Here is a 16,520-nt window from a genome sequence, read left to right on the forward strand (position 1 = left end):
CAGGCCACCAATTGTGAAACTCACACCAGCTCAAGCCGGAGCGTCCGCCCGACCATTCGCGCCGCGCGTTGCAAGGTCGAAATCGTCACATTGCCGTCTTTGGGATCGAGCAAGCGGCTGACCTGGCTGCGGCTGGTTTTCATGCGCTCGGCAAGGCGTTTCTGAGACATCTTCCCGGCCTTCATCGCCTCGGAGAGTTGCCAGGCCAAAACCTCCTTGATCGCGATGGCCTCGAATTCTTCAAGCTTGCCGTCGACTTTCAGGATATCGTCAAGCGCGGTCAGCTTCGTTGCAGAGCGCGAGGCCTTCGTCTTTTTTCTGGTCACCTTCTTCTTCATCGCGCGAACCTTCTTCATGGTCCGAATTCCTTCTTACGCTTGCGGGCCAGTGCCAGTTCATCGTCGGGAGTCTTCTGGGTTTTCTTGATAAACCCGTGAAGCACCACAATTCGATTCTCCAGCACACAGAACAATACGCGGGCAATTCGGTTGCTGGGCAAGGTCGTCCGGACTTCCCACAAGCCGTCCCCCATCGCCCGGCACAATGGCATGCCGACCGGCCACCGGAACTGCACCCGCATCAGGTCCAGGCCGATCGCACTTCGGTCGGATACGTCGAGGCCGCGCAGCCAATCCCGAACGACCTCGAAGCCACCCCGTGTGCGGTAGAAGACGACCGGGATTTTCTGAGGCTGCTTAGCCGCCATACTGCCCTATATATGATACATGGACCATATAATGTACATACCGCACAACAAATCCAAATAAGGCAAGTGGAGGTGATTCATGGCGCTGTTGTGCCGCCGCGGTCGTCCATGGTTCGTGCAGGGGACGACGGTTCTCGGCAGATGTCATTGGGGCGAAAGTAACCGGCTTGCCGCTGGTTGAGCCGACGGCTAGGCTCACAATTGGAAACCACCACTCCTCATCGTTTCGGATCGCCTCATGTCAAAACTCCCCGATCTCGAAGGCCTCGCGATCTTTGCCAAGGTCGTGGAGATGCGTTCGTTCGTGGGCGCCGCCACCGAGCTCGGGCTCTCCAAGGCGACGGTGTCGAAGGCGATCAGCCGGGTGGAGACGCGGCTGGGGGCGCGGCTGTTCAACCGGACGTCGCGGCGGTTCGCGCTGACCGATGCCGGCAAGATGCTGGCGGAACGCGCGGCGCGGATTCTCGCCGAAGGGGAAGCGGCGGAGAACGATGCGCTGGCGCAATCGGCGACGCCGCGCGGGCGCATTCGCCTGGCGGTGCCGATGTCGTTCGGGGTGCGCAGCGTGGCGGCGCTGCTGCCGGAATTTCTGGAGCGCTATCCGGAAATTTCGATCGACCTGCATCTGAGCGACGCCATCGTCGACCTGATCGGCGAAGGCTTCGACGCGGCGCTGCGCATCGCGGTGATGCCGGATTCCTCGCTGGTGGCGCGGCGCCTCTGCGCCATTAATAGATATGTGCTGGCGGCGCCGTCCTATCTCGCGCGCGAGGGGCGGCCGACCCATCCACTCGATCTCGCCAAGCACAAGTGCCTGACCTACAGCTATCTGCACACCGCCGACAGCTGGCACTTCACAGGCCCGGATGGCGAGCATGTCAGCGTCCGGCCCGCCGGGCCGCTGCGGGTCAACAACAGCGATGCCGTCATGCCGACATTGATCGCGGGCCTCGGCATCGCGGCGCTGCCGGAATTCATCGCCGCCGATGCGCTGGCCACCGGCGAGATCGAGATCATCCTGGAGGACTGGCAGATCCCGCAGGCGGCACTGCACTTCGTGACGCCGTCAGCAGGCCCGCGGCCGGCACGGATCGATGCGCTGGCGGAGTTTCTGGCCAAGCGGCTGTCGAAGCCGTCATGGGTGACGTGTGAAGAGGCGAAGAGGAAGAGGCTGCCGAAGATGGTGGCGCGGGACGTGGCGGCTGGGCCGCGGAAGCGGGTCAAGGCGAAGGTTTAGAGCGTGATGAGCTGAGGCTCGATCAACGTGATCCGTCACCCTGAGGTGGCCATCCGAAGGATGGCCCTCGAAGGGCGACGGCCCGAGCAGTGACTCTGGGGCCGTTCATCCTTCGAGGCGCGCAAGAGCGCGCACCTCAGGATGACGGAATATAGCTCAGCTTAGTCAGCGCGCACGCGGGCGATGTACTTGCCGAAGGCCTCCAGCTGCTGCGACACGAACTTCTTCGTAGTCTCGTCGGTGAGTTCGAGCTTGTCGTTGAACTTGGTGTGAGCCGAGCCGACGAAGATTTCCGGCGTGTTGAAGGTGTGGGCATTCAGGAACACCAGGATCGAGCGCAGGTGATACTGCATGCGCGCGCCGCCGAGCGGGCCGCCGGTGGCGGACTGGATCGCGACGGGCTTGTCCTTGAAGGGCTGGCTTTCCAGGCGCGACACCCAGTCGATGGCATTCTTCAGCGCACCGGGCACCGAGTAGTTGTATTCCGGGGTGATGATCACGACGCCGTCGGCGTTGCGGATCGCGTCGGCAAACGTCTTCACCGCCTCGGGGAAACCGCTGCCGTTCTGGACGTCGGCATTGTAGAGCGGAAAGCTGTCATAGGACGGCGCTTCCGTCAGCTTCATGTCAGCCGGCGCCAGTGCCGGCAAGGCGCGCTGCAGGGCGGTGTTGAAAGAGCCCTTGCGCAGGCTGCCGCTGATGGTGAGCACATTGATGGTCATGGTCGAAACGTCCCTCGTCTTAGCTGCGAAAAACAAAAAGCGCGGCGGGGCGCTTGCTCGCCCTCACCGTGCCGACCATGACCATAGCTCACCCCGCTGGCGGCAATATAGAAACCTTTGAAACTCATCGTTTCTTGATCTGGCCCGCGCAGGGAGATCTCCGTCAGACCTTGGCAGCTTCGACCGCCTTTTGGTGCTCCGCGGCCAAGGCTTCATCCATCGCCGCGACCTTGAGCGCGGCGGGCCGCTGTGTCACGCGTTTGACATATGCCGTGACGGTGTCGCTCTCGGGAATCAGCTTGAACAGCGATCCCCAATGCAACGCATTGCCCCACAGGATATCGGCGGCGGAAATCTTGTCGCCCAGCAGGTAGGGACGATCCGTCACCTGGCTCACCACGGCCTGCAGCATGGTGTCGAAATCGCCATAAGGCGACATCGCCGGCGGCGCCGGATCACGCTTCATCGCCCTGTCCACCAGGCCGGGCTCGTAACACGCGGCGTAATAGACCAGCCAGCGCAGATAGGCCCCGCGCCGGGGATCGGTCAGCGCGGGCGCAAGGCCCGCCTGCGGAAACAGGTCGGCGAGATGGATGAAAATCGCCACCTGCTCGGTCACAAGCGTCTCGCCATGCAGGATGGCCGGCACTTTGCCCAGCTGATTGATGGCGAGATACGCCGGCTGCCGCTGCTCGCCTGCCTTCATGTTGAGAACCTTGAGCTCATAGGGCGCGCCGAGCTCTTCAAGCAGGGTCAGCGCACCGGACGATCGGGTCTGAGGGGAATGGAAGAAGGTGATGGGGGCGGATTGGCTCACGGGCTGTGTCCTCTCGGGGCTGGGCGCCGGCTGAAGCCGCCGGCCCGGGCCTTTTAGGACCCCATACCTGTCATCTTTTGTCAGGTTGAAGTACGCTGTCGGACATGCGTGCGAGCCGGCTTCTTTCGATCCTGATCACTCTTCAAGCCCGTGGGCGGGTGACGGCCCAGGCCCTGGCCGACGACTGTGAAGTGTCGCTGCGGACGATCTATCGCGACATCGATGCGCTCAGCGCCGCCGGCGTTCCCGTGTACAGCGATCGCGGATCGACCGGCGGCTACCGGCTGCTGGACGGCTATCGCGTGCGCCTCAACGGGCTGTCGGCCCAGGAGGCCGATGCGCTGTTTCTCTCCGGCCTGTCGGGGCCGGCCGCCGCGCTGGGACTCGGCGCGGTCCTGACGGCGGCGCAACTGAAAATCACCGCAGCACTTCCGCCCGAGCTGCGGCCTGCGGCGGAGCGGATGCGGGCGCGCTTTCATCTCGATGCGCCGGGCTGGTTTCATGCGGCGGAGCAGCCGGCCTCGCTGCAGCAGATCGCAACGGCCGTGTGGGAGGAGCGGCTGGTCCAGATCCGCTATCGCAGCTGGAAGGCGGAAAAGCATCGCCAGGTGGCGCCGCTCGGCATCGTGCTGAAAAGCGGCGCCTGGTACATGGTGGGAGCGGTGCAAGAATCGGTGCAAGGCAAGCCGCGCACCTACCGGATCAACCGCATCAGAGACATCGCGGTGCTGGACGAACGGTTCGCGCGTCCCGCGGAGTTCAGCCTCGAATCCTACTGGAGCGACGCGACGCGGCGGCTGGAGGACGAACTTCATCCGCGCCGAGCGCGGGTTCGCATCTCACCCACCGGCATGAAGCTGCTGGAGCACCTGACATCGCCTTTCGCCGTCTCGCGCATGGAGATCAGCGAGCCGGACAGCGAGGGCTATCGCATCGTCACCCTACCGATCGGCGCGTCAGACTGGCACGCCAGCAGCGACATCCTGCGGTTCGGCATCGAGGCGGAGGTGCTGGAGCCGCCGGAGCTGCGGACGAAGATGAGGGAGATCGCGAAGGAATTGCGGCAGCGGTATCGCTGATAGGGCAGATCTGTCGTTGTTGGAGGAGACGAAGGCACTCCACTCACTGTTGTCATCACCGGGCTGTCCCGTAAGCGCCAAGATTCACTGTTCGTGCGCCGAGGCGTTTTCCACACTCTGCTGTCATGCCCGCGGAATGCGGGCATCCAGTACGCCCGGTATGAACGGGCGATGACACCGAGAGTGGAGAGACGCTTCAACGACGGTTGACGCCGATCGCCCCCAACCCCGCCAGCGCAACTGTCTGGCTCGCCGCACCTGCACCCGGCGCATCGACTCTTGCCATCGTCAATGTATGCCGTCCCGGCGCGAGCCCCTCGGCTACCACCACGACGTCGCGCTTGACCACCATGTCGGCATCGACGGTCAGCGCCGCCACGCCATCGACCCAGAACTGGACGCGTCCCGCATCATTGGGCGGACGCACCACCACCGCGACGATGCCGGTGCCGGAGAATTCGAAACTCACCTGTCCACTTTTTTCGGTGCCGGTCCAGAACACGGCGCCCTTGTCATCGGTGATACGCGTCCAGCCGTCGTTGCGCGACGGCGTCAGGCTGACGGAACGGCGCCAGGAGACGAACTGATAAGCATCGGAATGAAGCGGCGACGGCAGTGGCGCGAGGGGCCCGGCATCCGGGACTCCCGCCTTGTCGGCGTCATCCAGCAGCGCGGTGACGAGACGCGCGGCGACCGCGTGGCCGGCATCGTTGGGATGCGCGGCGTCGACAAGGAAATCCGACCAGCGCAGGCGCCCGGCCGCCATCTCCGGCCACAGCGCATCGCGAAAACTCACCATCGGCAAACGATAGTGCGCACCGATCGGCGCCTGCATCTCCTGCAGGTTGCCGCCGCCTTCCCACATCATGAACAGCAGCAGCAGCGCCGGCGCATTCGGCCGCGCCAGGATCTGCCGCACCAGGCCTTCATACGCCGCTGCATCGGCGCTGGCATCGTTCACCGCGAACTCGATGACAACCAGATCGGGCTTGGCCTCCAGCAGATCGCGCTGCGCGCGGAAGACGCCGTACAGCGAACCGGTGCCGCTGAAACCGGCATTGACCAGGCGAAGCGCGCTGCGCGGAAATTTGTCCTGCCACCAGGCCCGCACCCGCGCGACATAACTGTTCTCCGGCACAGTCGCGAGCGAACCTTCGGTGATCGAGCCGCCGATCACGCCAAGGGTGATCCGCTCGCCACGGCGCGCTTTGGCGAAGACGCGTTGCAGCCGGGTGAAGTCGGCGCCCGGCAGCCGGGACCGTGCGATCATCTCCGGCGTCAACGGATCGCCGACCGCTGCGGCAGCATGGCTCCATCCGAGTCCTAAAATGCAGGAGCCGAGCAGCAAGGTGGCCTTTCGGCGGGACAAACCGGCCGTCTTGCGACGCATGTCGGGCAGCGTCGTCACGCAGGCACGGCGTTCCGCCGCCAGTTGCGGCTAGCTGTGAGGAACGGACGCTCCACCAGGCGATAACAGACCCAGGCGAAGACCAAACCCGCGGTTATCGCCAGCAACGTGAAGGCGATATAGACCAGTGGTTGCTGCACATCGAACAGCCGTTTCGCCACGCCCCACACCGCGGCCACCGCGAAGATGTGGAAGAGATAAAGCGAATAGGACGTATCGCCGATGAACTTCAGCACGGCGCTGCGCGGCAGCCGTCCGGCGACTTCGATCTGCAGGCCGATCAGCACGATGCAGATGGCGGTGGCCGACATCAGGAGATGCACGGGCAACAGTGCATGCTCGGCATTGTCCCAGGGGATGAGATAGAACAGCGCCAGCAGCACCGGCAGCGCGGCAAGCGCCAGAGACCGGGCGAGCGGGCCGCGCATGGCGATACCGGACCGATAGAACTGCGCCAGCACGGTGCCGCAGCAGAAGCCGGCAAGGCTCATGCTGGTGTAGAACGCCTGCACATGGCTGGGATGATTCAGCATCAGGCCGATCGCAATCAGGACAGTGAACAGGCCGCACAGCACCGCGGTGCGCGCGCGTGATTCCAGGAAGAAGAGACTGGCGAACACCACATAGAAGAAGGCTTCGTAGTCCAGCGTCCAGCCGAGCGTCAGCAACGGCGCCTTCGGCTCGATCGAGGGAATGAACAGCAACGACTTGATGAAGCCTTCAAAGCTCGGAACCGTGGTGCGGAACTGGTTCGGCATCGCCAGCGCCAGCACCGTCACCAGCACGGTGGCCGCCCAGTAGGCCGGCACGATGCGGATGGCGCGGCGCCCCAAAAACTCCTGCGGCTTGAAGGTGCCGTGGCCTGCGATCATGGTCATGATGAAGCCGCTGATCACAAAAAACACCTCGACGCCGAGCCGCCCCGTCTTCAGCAGCCCCATGTTGTACTCGGCGATCGGCCATTGCAGCACATGGGTGACCAGCACGCTGAGCGCCGCAAACCCGCGAAGATACTGGATCGACAGCAGTTGCCCGTGTCCATTTACCGTCTCAAAACGAGCCGGAGCCGCAGCGGTCTGTCCCATGGTGGCACGCCCTTTTGCTGTTTGCGCGTTGGTTGGGGACGCCCGTGCAAGCGGTGGGCCGGAGGCCGCGGGATAGAGCGGGATGAGTTTGAGTCGACTCGTTAACAACAACAAACAGCGCTCTCCCTCTCCCCGCGTTTGCGGGGAGAGGGTTGGGGTGAGGGGCTGTATCAAGACACGGAATTCATGGCGACGCCCCCTCACCCGCCGCGCAAAAGCGCGGCGACCTCTCCCCGCACGCGGCAGGGCTGTCCCGGGAAAAATCACGCATAGGTGAACCCCAGCTGATCGGGAGAGAACCTGGGTTTTGGCCTGCTCGGATTGACGGGTGGCGGGGTGTCAATTTCTGCGATCGGTTTTCGCATGAACAGGCGTTGGCAAACGAGCTCAGCGAAACGTAGCTGCAGCATCGGCAAGGAATTCAGACGCCGCGCGAGGCGCAGGAGCAGATAGGCGATCATCGCGGCTATGATTTGCAGCCGAATGGCGTTGTCGTTCTTGCCCATGAACTTGTGGAGGTTGAGATGCTGCTTGATCCAGCGGAACAGGAGCTCGATCTGCCAGCGGCTCTTGTAGAGAGCCGCAATCTCGACTGCCGTGCGTTCGAGATCGTTGGTGATGAGAGTGATCATTCCCCCTTTGTCACGCCTGACCTTGATGCGTCGCAATGGGATCGGCAGACTGGAATCGCCCTTGCTGGCGAGCGAGACATTGGCATCGGCGATGACTCTGAAGCCGTCGCCTATGGTCTTGCGCACGTACCGGGACTTTGTCATGCGCAAGCGCGTGTTCACCTTGACGCGGGTGACGAAGAAAGCCTTGGCAGCATTGATCTTCTTCCACCAGCCAAAGTGATAATAGCCCTTGTCGAAAACGTAGGTCGCACCGGCTTCCAGCTCCGTTTGACGGCCGATCTCGACGTCATTGACGGTCGCCGGCGTAATCTCGACACAACGCGGGACATCGTTCCCTGGATGATAGACGACGTGCATCTTCAGGCCGCGGATACGGCCATTCCATTCGGCCCATTCGCACATCTTGCCCAACGGCACCGGGCTCGAGTCGATCAACCGAACCATCTCGGCCCCTTCCACCCGCGTGTGTCGATCGGCCTTCTTTGCCAGCATCGCGAAAGTTTCCGCGAAAATACTCACCGGACGACGTGCATTCGCACGCGAGAGTGTCGAGCGAGGGGTCTTGCCTACACCCAAATGATAATGCTGATGGGAGTTTGCCTTAGAGGTCGCTTCCACAGCGCGCAGGCTCGTGACCCCGCCCAATTGGGCGCCCACCATCGCCACAAGATGATCCCAGCTTTTGAACGTCTTGTCGTAGGCATTACCGTTATGTCGCTCGACGATTTCCCGAAATTGTCGTCGATCAATCGGTTTGAGGAGCTCCCCAAAGATGCTATTCACGTATTGCATGCCCGGCCCTTTTCTGTGTCTCGACAACCAGAAAGTATCCGGTTCACGCTGGAGTCGCCGGGCATGCGCTGCGGCATAGTGAATCATTCCCGGGACAGCCCTGCGCACGCGGGGAGAGGTGAATGCAATCAGTGCGGATGGCGAGAGCAACCCACACTACCCCCAGAACCAACAGCCGTTGCTTGCGGCAACCCACAGGAGGGCGGTGATAGATCGGATGGGCTGCGAGATCAGCAGCAGTGCTCTTACCGGAGACAGCCCATGCCCAACTCCATCAGTGCGGGACAAACCACGGTCGATCGTCCCCTGCTTGCGCCCGGTGACATCGTCACCGTCACCACCTCGTTCAACATTCTGCAGAACCTCGGCAACACCGCGTTCAATGTCCAGCTGACCCACATCGCCAGCAGCCAGACGGTCGGCGCCACCACCAAGGGCGTGCCCGCCGCGGATTTGACGACCGGCGCCACGGTGTCGATGAAGCACAGCTTCACGATTCCGGCGAACGCCCCGACCGGCCCTTACAGCGTCGTGCTGACCGCCAACACCGCCGACAGCAATTGGACGCTGCTGTTCGAGGATGACAATGCAGCGGGACTTCTGGTGCAGACTGCGGCGGTTAAGGCCGGCCCGACCAGCACCAGCCCCTCCACGGTGATCCTCGGCCACACCATCACGGTGGCGACATCGTTCACCGTGCTGCAGAATCTCGGCACCACGGCGTTCACCATCCAGCTGTTCCACATCGCCAGCGATCAATCGATCGGCATCCACACCGAGGGATTCACGCCGAGCCAGGTCACCAGCGGCAGCATCGTCCCGCTGTCCCACACCTTCACCATTCCGGTGAACGTGCCCACCGGCGATTACCGGGTGTCGCTGACGGCCAACGTCGCCGACAGCAACTTTACGCTGCTGTATGTGCTGCCGATCGCGCAGGCCTTCAGCGTGCAGACGGCCGCCGTGTCGATCTTTCCCAAGGCCGCCGGCGCGTTCGTCAACTGGGGCGACGACGGCCGCGAATCCAACATGGCGATCTGGGAGGACTGGCTGAACCAGACGTCGTCGTCGGTGCGGGCGATGGATTTCTACGGCGGCTCGGTCTGGTCGGACTTTTTCGACAACGACTGGCTTCCCGGTTTCTGGCTCAACGTCAATCCCGACCGCAAGCTGGTGTGGAGCATTCCCCTGACTGTCTCGGGCACGCCCCTTGCCGACATCGGCGCCGGACTGCACGATGCCGAGTTCATCAACGCCGCCACCAAGATCGCCGCCGCGCAGCCCGACGCCATCATCCGCATCGGCTGGGAGATGAACATCGCGGGGGGATCGGGGACGGCGGTGAACCAGACTGCGGATTACATCGAGGCGTACCGGCGGGTGGTCGCAATCTTCCGCGCGCAGTCCTCAGCCTTCACGTTCGACTGGTGCCCGGGCTGGGGGGCGCAGGACATGCCGGCGGATCAGGCCTACCCCGGCGACGACGTGGTCGATTACATCGGCCTCGACGTCTACGATTATGTCGGCGGCACCAGTGTGCAGCAGCGCTGGATCGACAATTACCTGAATGCGCCGTTCGGCCTGACCTGGCACAAGACCTTTGCCGCCGCCCATGGCAAACCGATCAGCTATCCGGAATGGGGCGTCGGCCAGGCCGGCGACAACCCCTATTTCATCCAACAGATGCACGCCTGGTTGACCGACAATGCCGGGCAACTGGCCTACGCCTGCTATTTCGATGTCGACGGCGCCTGGCCGACGCAGATCGACAATGGCGAATTCCCGCTGTCGCAGGCGCAGTTCGTGTCGCTGTTCAGCGCGCCATAAAATCCTGCCGACGTCCTGCGCGCGGATTAATCCACGCGCAGGACGACCGGCCGAGCCTCGCCTAGCCGGCGGAGACGGCCGTCGCGCTCATTTTCGTCGGATCTGTTTTGACGGCGCGTCGAATCGCGCGACCGGCCGATCCATCTGCCAAAGCTCCACATCGTGGCTGTCGACCAGACGACTGGCCGATGTGACCGCCGAGTCGTCATCGGCGCAATCCATCTGAACCACGCCGATGAACTGGTCGTGTCGCCCGACGATATAGGCACGATAGACTGTCATGTTGGCCTCCAAAATCTCAAGTCGCGCGAACGCCTTGCTGATGAATTTGCCTCCCGATGCGTATGAATTCGAGAGGGATTGCTCTCTTGTTTTGTAGGCGCGGAATAAAAGCCGCCTAACCGTCAGGCCGGAATATTCTCGCGAAAAATGATTTCGCTGCGGGGAGGCTCCACGCCGAACTCCGCGGGCCGGCCGGCACGCAGATTGTCGAAGATGGCGACGCAGCTCATCATGGCGTTGAGGGGATTTTGCGTGATCACCGCATCCATGGTGCCGTCGATCAGGAGCGCGCGGGTGTCCGCGGACAGGCCGTGCCCGACAAACACCACATCGTGCGCGCGCCGCGCTTCCCTCAGCGCACGACCGACGCCATCAGCGCCGCCGCCGATGTTGTAGATCCCGCCGAGATCGGGGTGCTGCGCCAGCAACATGCGTGTCTGGCGATAGTTCTTGTCGGCGTCGTCCTGGCCCTCGCGCAGGCCCACCACCTTGATGGCAGGAAACAACTCCTCGAACAGATGCAGGAATCCCATCTCGCGCTCCTCATGTGCGCGATAACTGAGGCTGCCAGCGATGACAGCCACCTTGGCCGGACGTTGGCCGATGAAGCGGGCGATCAGATAACCGGCGGTACGCCCGGCGGAGCGGTTGTCGAGCCCGACATAGGCCGCGCGGCGGGCATTGAGGATGTCGGAGATCAGGGTCACGCTCGGCACGCCGCGGGCGTTGAGATTGTTGACGGCTTCGCGCACGGCAGGATGCTCCAGCGCCATGAAGGCGACGCCGTCGGCCCTGTCGCGCTGGTCCCACAGTGCGCGCGCCAGAAGCTCTGGGTTGAAACTCCTGATGGTCTCGACGGTGGCGCGGACATTGAACGCCGCCAACCTGTCGCCGGAATGAGCCACGAGCTGGCCGAGCATCGCCAGGAACCGATTGGTGCCGGCGGGCAGCAGGAACACCAGCCGCATCGGCTTCGGCGTCATCGCCGCAAGGATCTGCTCCGCCGGCATGTAGTCGAGCTCAGTGGCGGCCTTGAGCACCCGCTGCACGGTGATGGCGCGAACGCCGGGGCGTCGGTTCAGCACACGATCGACCGTCGCGGTGGAGACCCCGGCAAGCCGCGCCACATCGGCGATGCGGCTCAGGCCAGAAACCTTGACGTCAGCGATCTGTCTGGCCACCCGTGCCTCCATCAAAAACCATCAAGCTTCGTATTTGACACCAGAGACCGGTGTCATGTTTTCTGAGACAGGACGCAGAAGCCACATCAAATCACATCAGAAATCCGAGATCAAAAACATCGGAATGTTCGGGGAGGACGTCATGACCCATCTGTCGCGTCGCGGTGCGCTTGGCGCCTTCGGGGGCCTGGCCGCCGCCGGCCTCATCGGCGCGCCGCGGCTTGCCCGGGCCGCGGAATTCCCGCTCAAATACGGCAACAATTTGCCTGCCACCCATCCGCTGAACGTTCGCGCGCAGCAGGCCGCCGACCGGATCGCCAAGGAGACCCATGGCCGGGCCGAACTGTCGATCTTCCCGAACAACCAGCTCGGCGGCGACACCGACATGCTGTCGCAGGTGCGCAGCGGCAGCATCAGCTTCTTCACGCCCTCGGCGCTGGTGATTGCGACCCTGGTGCCAGTCGCCGCGATCAATGCGGTGGGCTTTGCCTTCCGCGACTACGACCAGGTCTGGACAGCGATGGACGGCAAGCTCGGCGCCCATGTCCGCGCCGCCATCGGCAAGGTGAATCTCCATGCCTTCGAGACCATGTGGGACAACGGCTTCCGGCAGATGACCACGGGCTCGCGGCCGATCGAAACCGCTGGGGATATGGAAGGCCTGAAGATCCGCGTGCCGGTGAGCCCGCTGAGCATCGCGATGTTCAAGGCGCTGGGTTCGGCGCCAACCAGCCTGCAGTTCAGCGAGGTCTATTCCTCGCTGCAGACCCGCATCGTCGACGCACAGGAAAATCCGCTGCCTATCATCGATGTCGCGAAACTCTACGAGGTGCAGAAATATTGCGCGCTGTCGAACCACATCTGGGACGGCTTCTGGTTCGTCGGCCATGGCCGCACCTGGGCCGCATTGCCTGACGACATCAAGGCCGTCATCAGCAGGGCGATCAACGAGGCCGGTTTAAAGCAGCGCGACGACATCAGGGCGTTCAACGAGACCGTGCAGAAGCAGCTGCAGGCCAAGGGCCTGGCCTTCAACCGGCCGGCCCCCGACAGCTTCCGCGCGAGGCTGCGCGACGCAGGCTTTTACAACGAGTGGAAGGGCCGGTTCGGCGAGGAGGCGTGGAGCCTGCTCGAAAGCGCCGTGGGCAAGCTGACGTGAGCGCCGAACACACGACCATCAACAACCACGGCGCTGCTCCTCACCCTACGGAGCGGCATCGCAATGGACACAGCCTCTCTTCAAGGACCCCATCATGAGTCGTTTGTTCGGCGACATCCGCCAGGCGGGCTATGTCGTCACCGATATCGAAGAGGCCATGGACCATTGGAGCCGGGTGCTCGGCATCGGGCCGTGGTTCTACAATCCACGGGTCCCGATCGTGAACTATCGTTATCGCGGCGAGGCCTACACGCCGCATCATTCGGTTGCGCTGGCCAACTCCGGCCCGCTGCAGCTCGAACTGATCCAGATCCATGGCGACGCGCCGTCCATGTATCGCGATTTTCTGAAAGCCGGCCACAGCGGGCTGCAGCATGTCGCCTACTGGACCGAAACCTACGACGCCGATCTCGCGCGTCTCGAAACTAAGGGCTTCAAGGCGGCGATGAGCGGAGAAGTCGGCGCGCGCGGCCGCTTCGTCTATTTCGATACCGAATACCATCCGGGTACGGTCATCGAACTGTCCGAGGTCTCGGGCCCAAAGGGCAAGATGTTCGATCTCATTCGCCAATCTTCGTGGGCCTGGGACGGCAAGGATCCGGTCCGCTCCTTCCCCGATCTCTCGATTCTCTGAAAGCCCGAGACTGACCGCCGGCGCGCCATCCGCACATTTGCGTGAGCCGCGAATAACTTTCCATGATGACGGGGCCGGCGAGATAACCATGCTGGCATGACGCCCGGCCGGACGGCCGGGCTGGATTTGTTGCATACGGCCATGCAGGTCTGGGCCTGCTGCAAAGGTCGCGACCGGACTATGTAGGGCGCTGGCGTATTCAAACGCCCCACACATCTCCCATTTCGCTTCAGATTCGATCGATACCGCCCATGGACGCGCGTTCCCCCGAAAAGCCGGCAACCGAGATAGACGGGCTGCCGCCTGAGCGGCGGCGCTGGGCAGTGCTCGCCCTGTTCACCGCGCTGGCCATGGCCTCGCTCGACACGGCGATTGCCAATGTCGCGCTGCCGGCCATTGCCGCCGACCTTCATGTCAGCCCCGCCGACGTGGTCTGGGTGGTCAATATCTACCAGATCGCCATGGTCGCGACCCTGCTGCCGCTGGCGGCGCTGGGCGAGATCGTCGGCCACCAGCGCATCTATCTCGGCGGCCTGATCCTGTTCACACTGGCCTCGCTGCTGTGCGCGTTCGCATGGTCGCTGGAGACGCTGTTGATCGCCCGCGCCCTGCAGGGCCTCGGCGCCAGCGGCATCATGAGCGTCAACACCGCGCTGGTGCGCTTTGTCTATCCCCGCCGGATGCTGGGGCACGGCTTCGGCCTGAACGCGATGGTGGTCGCAACCGCATTCACCGTCGGTCCCACCGTTGCGTCCGGGATCATGTCGGTCGGGCCGTGGACCTGGCTGTTCGGCGTCAATGTCCCGTTCGGCATCATTGCCGTCATTGTCGGCCTGAAGGTGCTGCCGGATACGCCGAGGGCGAGCCACGCCTTCGATTGGCCGGGCGCCGTGCTGGCGTCTGCCTGCCTCGGCCTGTTCATTGTCGCGCTCGGCAGCGCCGGGCATCAGACTGACCTGCGATGGGTCGGCCTCGAACTCGCCGGCGCCGTGCTGCTGGCCGCGGTGCTGATGCGCCGCCAGGCCGATCACCCGGCGCCGATGCTGCCGATCGATCTGTTCCGGCGGCCGATCTTTGCGCTGTCCGCCGTCACCGCCATGTGCTCGTTCGCGGCCCAAGGTCTCGCCTTCGTGTCACTGCCGTTCTATTTCGAGCACAGCCTGGGACTGACCGCGGTTGCGACGGGCTTTCTGATCACGCCATGGTCATTGGTGGTCGGCATCATGGCGCCGATTGCCGGCCGACTGTCGGACCGCTTTCCCGCCGGCATTCTCGGCGGCATCGGTCTGATCATTCTCGCCATCGGCATGGTGCTGCTGGCGACCCTGCCGGACAATCCGAGCATCGCCAACATCGTCTGGCGGATGGCGGTGTGCGGCTTCGGGTTCGGGTTCTTCCAGTCCCCCAACATGAAGGCGCTGATGTCGAGCGCACCGGCGGATCGCAGCGGCGGCGCCAGCGGCATCGTGGCGACCGCGCGCCTGACCGGGCAGACCATCGGCGCGGCAGTGGCCGCGTTCTGCTTCAGCCTGTTCGTGGCCCAAGGGCCGACCATCGCGCTGGCACTCGGCGCAGGCTTCGCTTCGATCGGCGCGATAATGAGCTTTTTGCGGCTGGTTGCGAAAAAGCCGGCGCGATAGGCCAGACCTACTCAAGCCGGCGCAGCGTGCCCTTGAAGCGAAGGCTACGTTTGCCGGCGAGCGCCGTGGCCTCGATCTCGGCTCCGGTCTCGCTATATGTCCCGGAAAAACCGATGCCGACTTCATAGCCGCCGAAGATATGCTGCTCGCCTTGGCGGCGCGTGTGCTCGCTGTTCACCAGCGATCCCTTCCAGCGGCCGTTGGCCGAACTGTAGGCGCCGATATAATTGAACGACGCATCGCCGCCGTGAATCTCACCGTCATGCAGCACCACCACGCCGGTGTTGCCGCCACTGACGCCGTCGAGCATGGTGATGTGCATGGAATAAAGGCCATTGCCGATGCCGCCTGGCCCGGGCGCGGCAACCGGCGGCAGTGTGTCGTCTCCGATTAACGTCATCACCGAATTGAAGACCACGCCGGGCAACTGTGTCGTTCCGCCTTCGAACTGAAGTTCTTCACCTTGCCGCTTGCCCTTCAGGGTCAGGGTGATCTTGTCGATACCGAACAGCGGCCGGAAGTTGGGATCCTCATTGTGCCGAACGGTTGAGCACACGACGGATATCGCGTCATCGCCGCCGTCATAACTGCCGATGAATGCGAACGCCGAATTGCCGCCGAGCAGCTTGCCGTCCTGGGCGTAGATCACGCCACATCCGGTTCCGTGAACGGTCCGGAATTCGACCTTGTAAAGCCCCTGTTGCACAGCACGGTCCCCGCCGGAGCCCGGTTCACGTCGCGAACCGCACGCCAGCCTTGTCTTTCCGCCCGACCTCCCCGGGGTCCCGCCCGAGGCATGCCGCGTCAGAAAGACGGCTTCCACCTTGCGCTCACGCGGTCTTCGAAAAATCCGATCGTGCTCGCGCGCCCAACCGCAGCGTATTATCGCGGAACGGTTGCAGCAACAGTCTCGATGCGCGCGGGCGCGATCGGACACGGTACACTGGATATCAAGCGTCGACGCGATTGCCGGTTGCTTGTCGAGGATCAGTAGTTTTGTGACAAATACTCGACAATCTTGCCGGCGTCGGTGTCGTCGATCGGCGCTCCGAACACCTTGATCATCTTGGTGACTTCGGCCTGCCAGAAATCCTTCTTGAATTTCGGGCCCTGCGGCTGGGTCTTGATATAGTCGACCGAATGGCAGGCGGTGCAGTTGTTCTGCACCACGTCGAGATTGGGCCCCGGCTTGAGTGTCGCCGTCTCGTCGGGAAGCCTGTAGCCCACCGGCTTTGCATATGCCGCAGCTGAGATGCCGCCGAGCACCGCAATCAGCAGCATCGGGACAAGAGGAATCCTCACCATCGCCATCCCCC

General features: G+C 63.3%; 17 protein-coding genes. 6 read left to right on the top strand and 11 right to left on the bottom strand.

Annotated elements, in window-relative coordinates:
* Nucleotides 1-20 precede the first annotated feature (20 nt).
* Both RS897_RS07555 and RS897_RS07560 read right to left on the bottom strand, forming a co-directional pair.
* Complete coding sequence (locus tag RS897_RS07555; protein WP_315835964.1) at nt 21-338, bottom strand: helix-turn-helix domain-containing protein; 318 nt, start codon at nt 336-338, stop codon at nt 21-23.
* A gap of 14 nt (nt 339-352) precedes the next feature.
* Nucleotides 353-706 carry a type II toxin-antitoxin system RelE/ParE family toxin gene (locus RS897_RS07560; RefSeq protein WP_315835965.1) on the bottom strand — a complete coding sequence of 118 codons (354 nt, stop codon included), beginning with the start codon at nt 704-706 and terminating at the stop codon, nt 353-355.
* 238 nt (nt 707-944) lie between these two features.
* On the opposite strand from RS897_RS07560, the gene RS897_RS07565 reads away from it, so the two are divergent.
* Nucleotides 945-1,943, top strand: a complete 999-nt coding sequence (locus tag RS897_RS07565; RefSeq protein ID WP_315835966.1) for a LysR family transcriptional regulator — start codon at nt 945-947, stop codon at nt 1,941-1,943.
* Nucleotides 1,944-2,104: 161 nt separating this feature from the next.
* On the opposite strand, the gene RS897_RS07570 is transcribed toward RS897_RS07565, so the two are convergent.
* Nucleotides 2,105-2,665 carry an NADPH-dependent FMN reductase gene (locus tag RS897_RS07570; RefSeq protein ID WP_315835967.1) on the bottom strand — a complete coding sequence of 187 codons (561 nt, stop codon included), beginning with the start codon at nt 2,663-2,665 and terminating at the stop codon, nt 2,105-2,107.
* Nucleotides 2,666-2,828: 163 nt separating this feature from the next.
* Nucleotides 2,829-3,482 carry a glutathione S-transferase family protein gene (locus tag RS897_RS07575; RefSeq protein WP_315835968.1) on the bottom strand — a complete coding sequence of 218 codons (654 nt, stop codon included), beginning with the start codon at nt 3,480-3,482 and terminating at the stop codon, nt 2,829-2,831.
* A 104-nt stretch (nt 3,483-3,586) separates the two neighbouring features.
* On the opposite strand from RS897_RS07575, the gene RS897_RS07580 reads away from it, so the two are divergent.
* Entirely contained in the window at nt 3,587-4,561 is a 975-nt protein-coding gene (locus RS897_RS07580) for a helix-turn-helix transcriptional regulator (protein WP_315835969.1), read from the top strand.
* 196 nt (nt 4,562-4,757) lie between these two features.
* Here the strand turns inward: RS897_RS07580 and RS897_RS07585 are convergent, their stop codons facing one another.
* The 3 genes from RS897_RS07585 to RS897_RS07595 form a co-directional block, all read right to left on the bottom strand.
* Nucleotides 4,758-5,969, bottom strand: coding sequence for an SGNH/GDSL hydrolase family protein (locus tag RS897_RS07585; RefSeq protein WP_315835970.1), 1,212 nt, complete (start codon nt 5,967-5,969; stop codon nt 4,758-4,760).
* Nucleotides 5,966-7,054: an acyltransferase family protein gene (locus RS897_RS07590; RefSeq protein ID WP_315835971.1), complete on the bottom strand. Its 1,089-nt coding sequence runs from the start codon at nt 7,052-7,054 to the stop codon at nt 5,966-5,968. The genes RS897_RS07585 and RS897_RS07590 overlap by 4 nt, the downstream gene beginning before the upstream one ends.
* Before the next feature lie 263 nt (nt 7,055-7,317).
* On the bottom strand, nt 7,318-8,481 hold the full coding sequence (locus RS897_RS07595) for an IS4 family transposase (RefSeq protein WP_315838550.1): 1,164 nt from the start codon (nt 8,479-8,481) through the stop codon (nt 7,318-7,320).
* Nucleotides 8,482-8,742: 261 nt separating this feature from the next.
* On the opposite strand from RS897_RS07595, the gene RS897_RS07600 reads away from it, so the two are divergent.
* Nucleotides 8,743-10,308 carry a hypothetical protein gene (locus RS897_RS07600; RefSeq protein WP_315835972.1) on the top strand — a complete coding sequence of 522 codons (1,566 nt, stop codon included), beginning with the start codon at nt 8,743-8,745 and terminating at the stop codon, nt 10,306-10,308.
* Between the two features lie 87 nt (nt 10,309-10,395).
* Here RS897_RS07600 and RS897_RS07605 read toward each other — a convergent pair whose 3' ends face one another.
* A complete protein-coding gene (locus RS897_RS07605) occupies nt 10,396-10,590 on the bottom strand; it encodes a hypothetical protein (protein WP_315835973.1) in 195 nt (64 codons plus the stop codon).
* A 122-nt stretch (nt 10,591-10,712) separates the two neighbouring features.
* Nucleotides 10,713-11,771 carry a LacI family DNA-binding transcriptional regulator gene (locus tag RS897_RS07610; RefSeq protein ID WP_315835974.1) on the bottom strand — a complete coding sequence of 353 codons (1,059 nt, stop codon included), beginning with the start codon at nt 11,769-11,771 and terminating at the stop codon, nt 10,713-10,715.
* A 142-nt stretch (nt 11,772-11,913) separates the two neighbouring features.
* On the opposite strand from RS897_RS07610, the gene RS897_RS07615 reads away from it, so the two are divergent.
* From RS897_RS07615 to RS897_RS07625, 3 genes are all read left to right on the top strand, one after another.
* On the top strand, nt 11,914-12,930 hold the full coding sequence (locus RS897_RS07615; RefSeq protein ID WP_315835975.1) for a TRAP transporter substrate-binding protein: 1,017 nt from the start codon (nt 11,914-11,916) through the stop codon (nt 12,928-12,930).
* A gap of 94 nt (nt 12,931-13,024) precedes the next feature.
* Nucleotides 13,025-13,564 (top strand): VOC family protein, encoded by a 540-nt coding sequence (locus RS897_RS07620; protein WP_315835976.1) that lies wholly within the window; start codon nt 13,025-13,027, stop codon nt 13,562-13,564.
* Nucleotides 13,565-13,815: 251 nt separating this feature from the next.
* Nucleotides 13,816-15,204, top strand: coding sequence for an MFS transporter (locus tag RS897_RS07625; protein ID WP_315835977.1), 1,389 nt, complete (start codon nt 13,816-13,818; stop codon nt 15,202-15,204).
* A gap of 7 nt (nt 15,205-15,211) precedes the next feature.
* Here the strand turns inward: RS897_RS07625 and RS897_RS07630 are convergent, their stop codons facing one another.
* Together RS897_RS07630 and sorB are read right to left on the bottom strand one after the other, a co-directional pair.
* Complete coding sequence (locus RS897_RS07630; RefSeq protein WP_315835978.1) at nt 15,212-15,910, bottom strand: GrlR family regulatory protein; 699 nt, start codon at nt 15,908-15,910, stop codon at nt 15,212-15,214.
* 281 nt (nt 15,911-16,191) lie between these two features.
* On the bottom strand, nt 16,192-16,515 hold the full coding sequence (gene sorB, locus RS897_RS07635; RefSeq protein ID WP_407654451.1) for a SorB family sulfite dehydrogenase c-type cytochrome subunit: 324 nt from the start codon (nt 16,513-16,515) through the stop codon (nt 16,192-16,194).
* Between the last annotated feature and the right edge of the window lie 5 nt (nt 16,516-16,520).

The sequence above is a fragment of the Bradyrhizobium prioriisuperbiae genome (assembly GCF_032397745.1).
GTDB lineage: Bacteria > Pseudomonadota > Alphaproteobacteria > Rhizobiales > Xanthobacteraceae > Bradyrhizobium_A > Bradyrhizobium_A prioriisuperbiae.

Bases quoted from the DNA above. Each gene is read 5' to 3' on its own strand.
- RS897_RS07570 (WP_315835967.1), bottom strand. From the start codon at position 2,665: ATGACCATCAATGTGCTCACCATCAGCGGCAGCCTGCGCAAGGGCTCT.
- sorB (WP_407654451.1), bottom strand. From the start codon at position 16,515: ATGGCGATGGTGAGGATTCCTCTTGTCCCGATGCTGCTGATTGCGGTG.
- RS897_RS07560 (WP_315835965.1), bottom strand. From the start codon at position 706: ATGGCGGCTAAGCAGCCTCAGAAAATCCCGGTCGTCTTCTACCGCACA.
- RS897_RS07580 (WP_315835969.1), top strand. From the start codon at position 3,587: ATGCGTGCGAGCCGGCTTCTTTCGATCCTGATCACTCTTCAAGCCCGT.
- RS897_RS07565 (WP_315835966.1), top strand. From the start codon at position 945: ATGTCAAAACTCCCCGATCTCGAAGGCCTCGCGATCTTTGCCAAGGTC.
- RS897_RS07600 (WP_315835972.1), top strand. From the start codon at position 8,743: ATGCCCAACTCCATCAGTGCGGGACAAACCACGGTCGATCGTCCCCTG.
- RS897_RS07595 (WP_315838550.1), bottom strand. From the start codon at position 8,481: ATGCAATACGTGAATAGCATCTTTGGGGAGCTCCTCAAACCGATTGAT.
- RS897_RS07620 (WP_315835976.1), top strand. From the start codon at position 13,025: ATGAGTCGTTTGTTCGGCGACATCCGCCAGGCGGGCTATGTCGTCACC.
- RS897_RS07605 (WP_315835973.1), bottom strand. From the start codon at position 10,590: ATGACAGTCTATCGTGCCTATATCGTCGGGCGACACGACCAGTTCATC.
- RS897_RS07625 (WP_315835977.1), top strand. From the start codon at position 13,816: ATGGACGCGCGTTCCCCCGAAAAGCCGGCAACCGAGATAGACGGGCTG.
- RS897_RS07590 (WP_315835971.1), bottom strand. From the start codon at position 7,054: ATGGGACAGACCGCTGCGGCTCCGGCTCGTTTTGAGACGGTAAATGGA.
- RS897_RS07615 (WP_315835975.1), top strand. From the start codon at position 11,914: ATGACCCATCTGTCGCGTCGCGGTGCGCTTGGCGCCTTCGGGGGCCTG.
- RS897_RS07555 (WP_315835964.1), bottom strand. From the start codon at position 338: ATGAAGAAGAAGGTGACCAGAAAAAAGACGAAGGCCTCGCGCTCTGCA.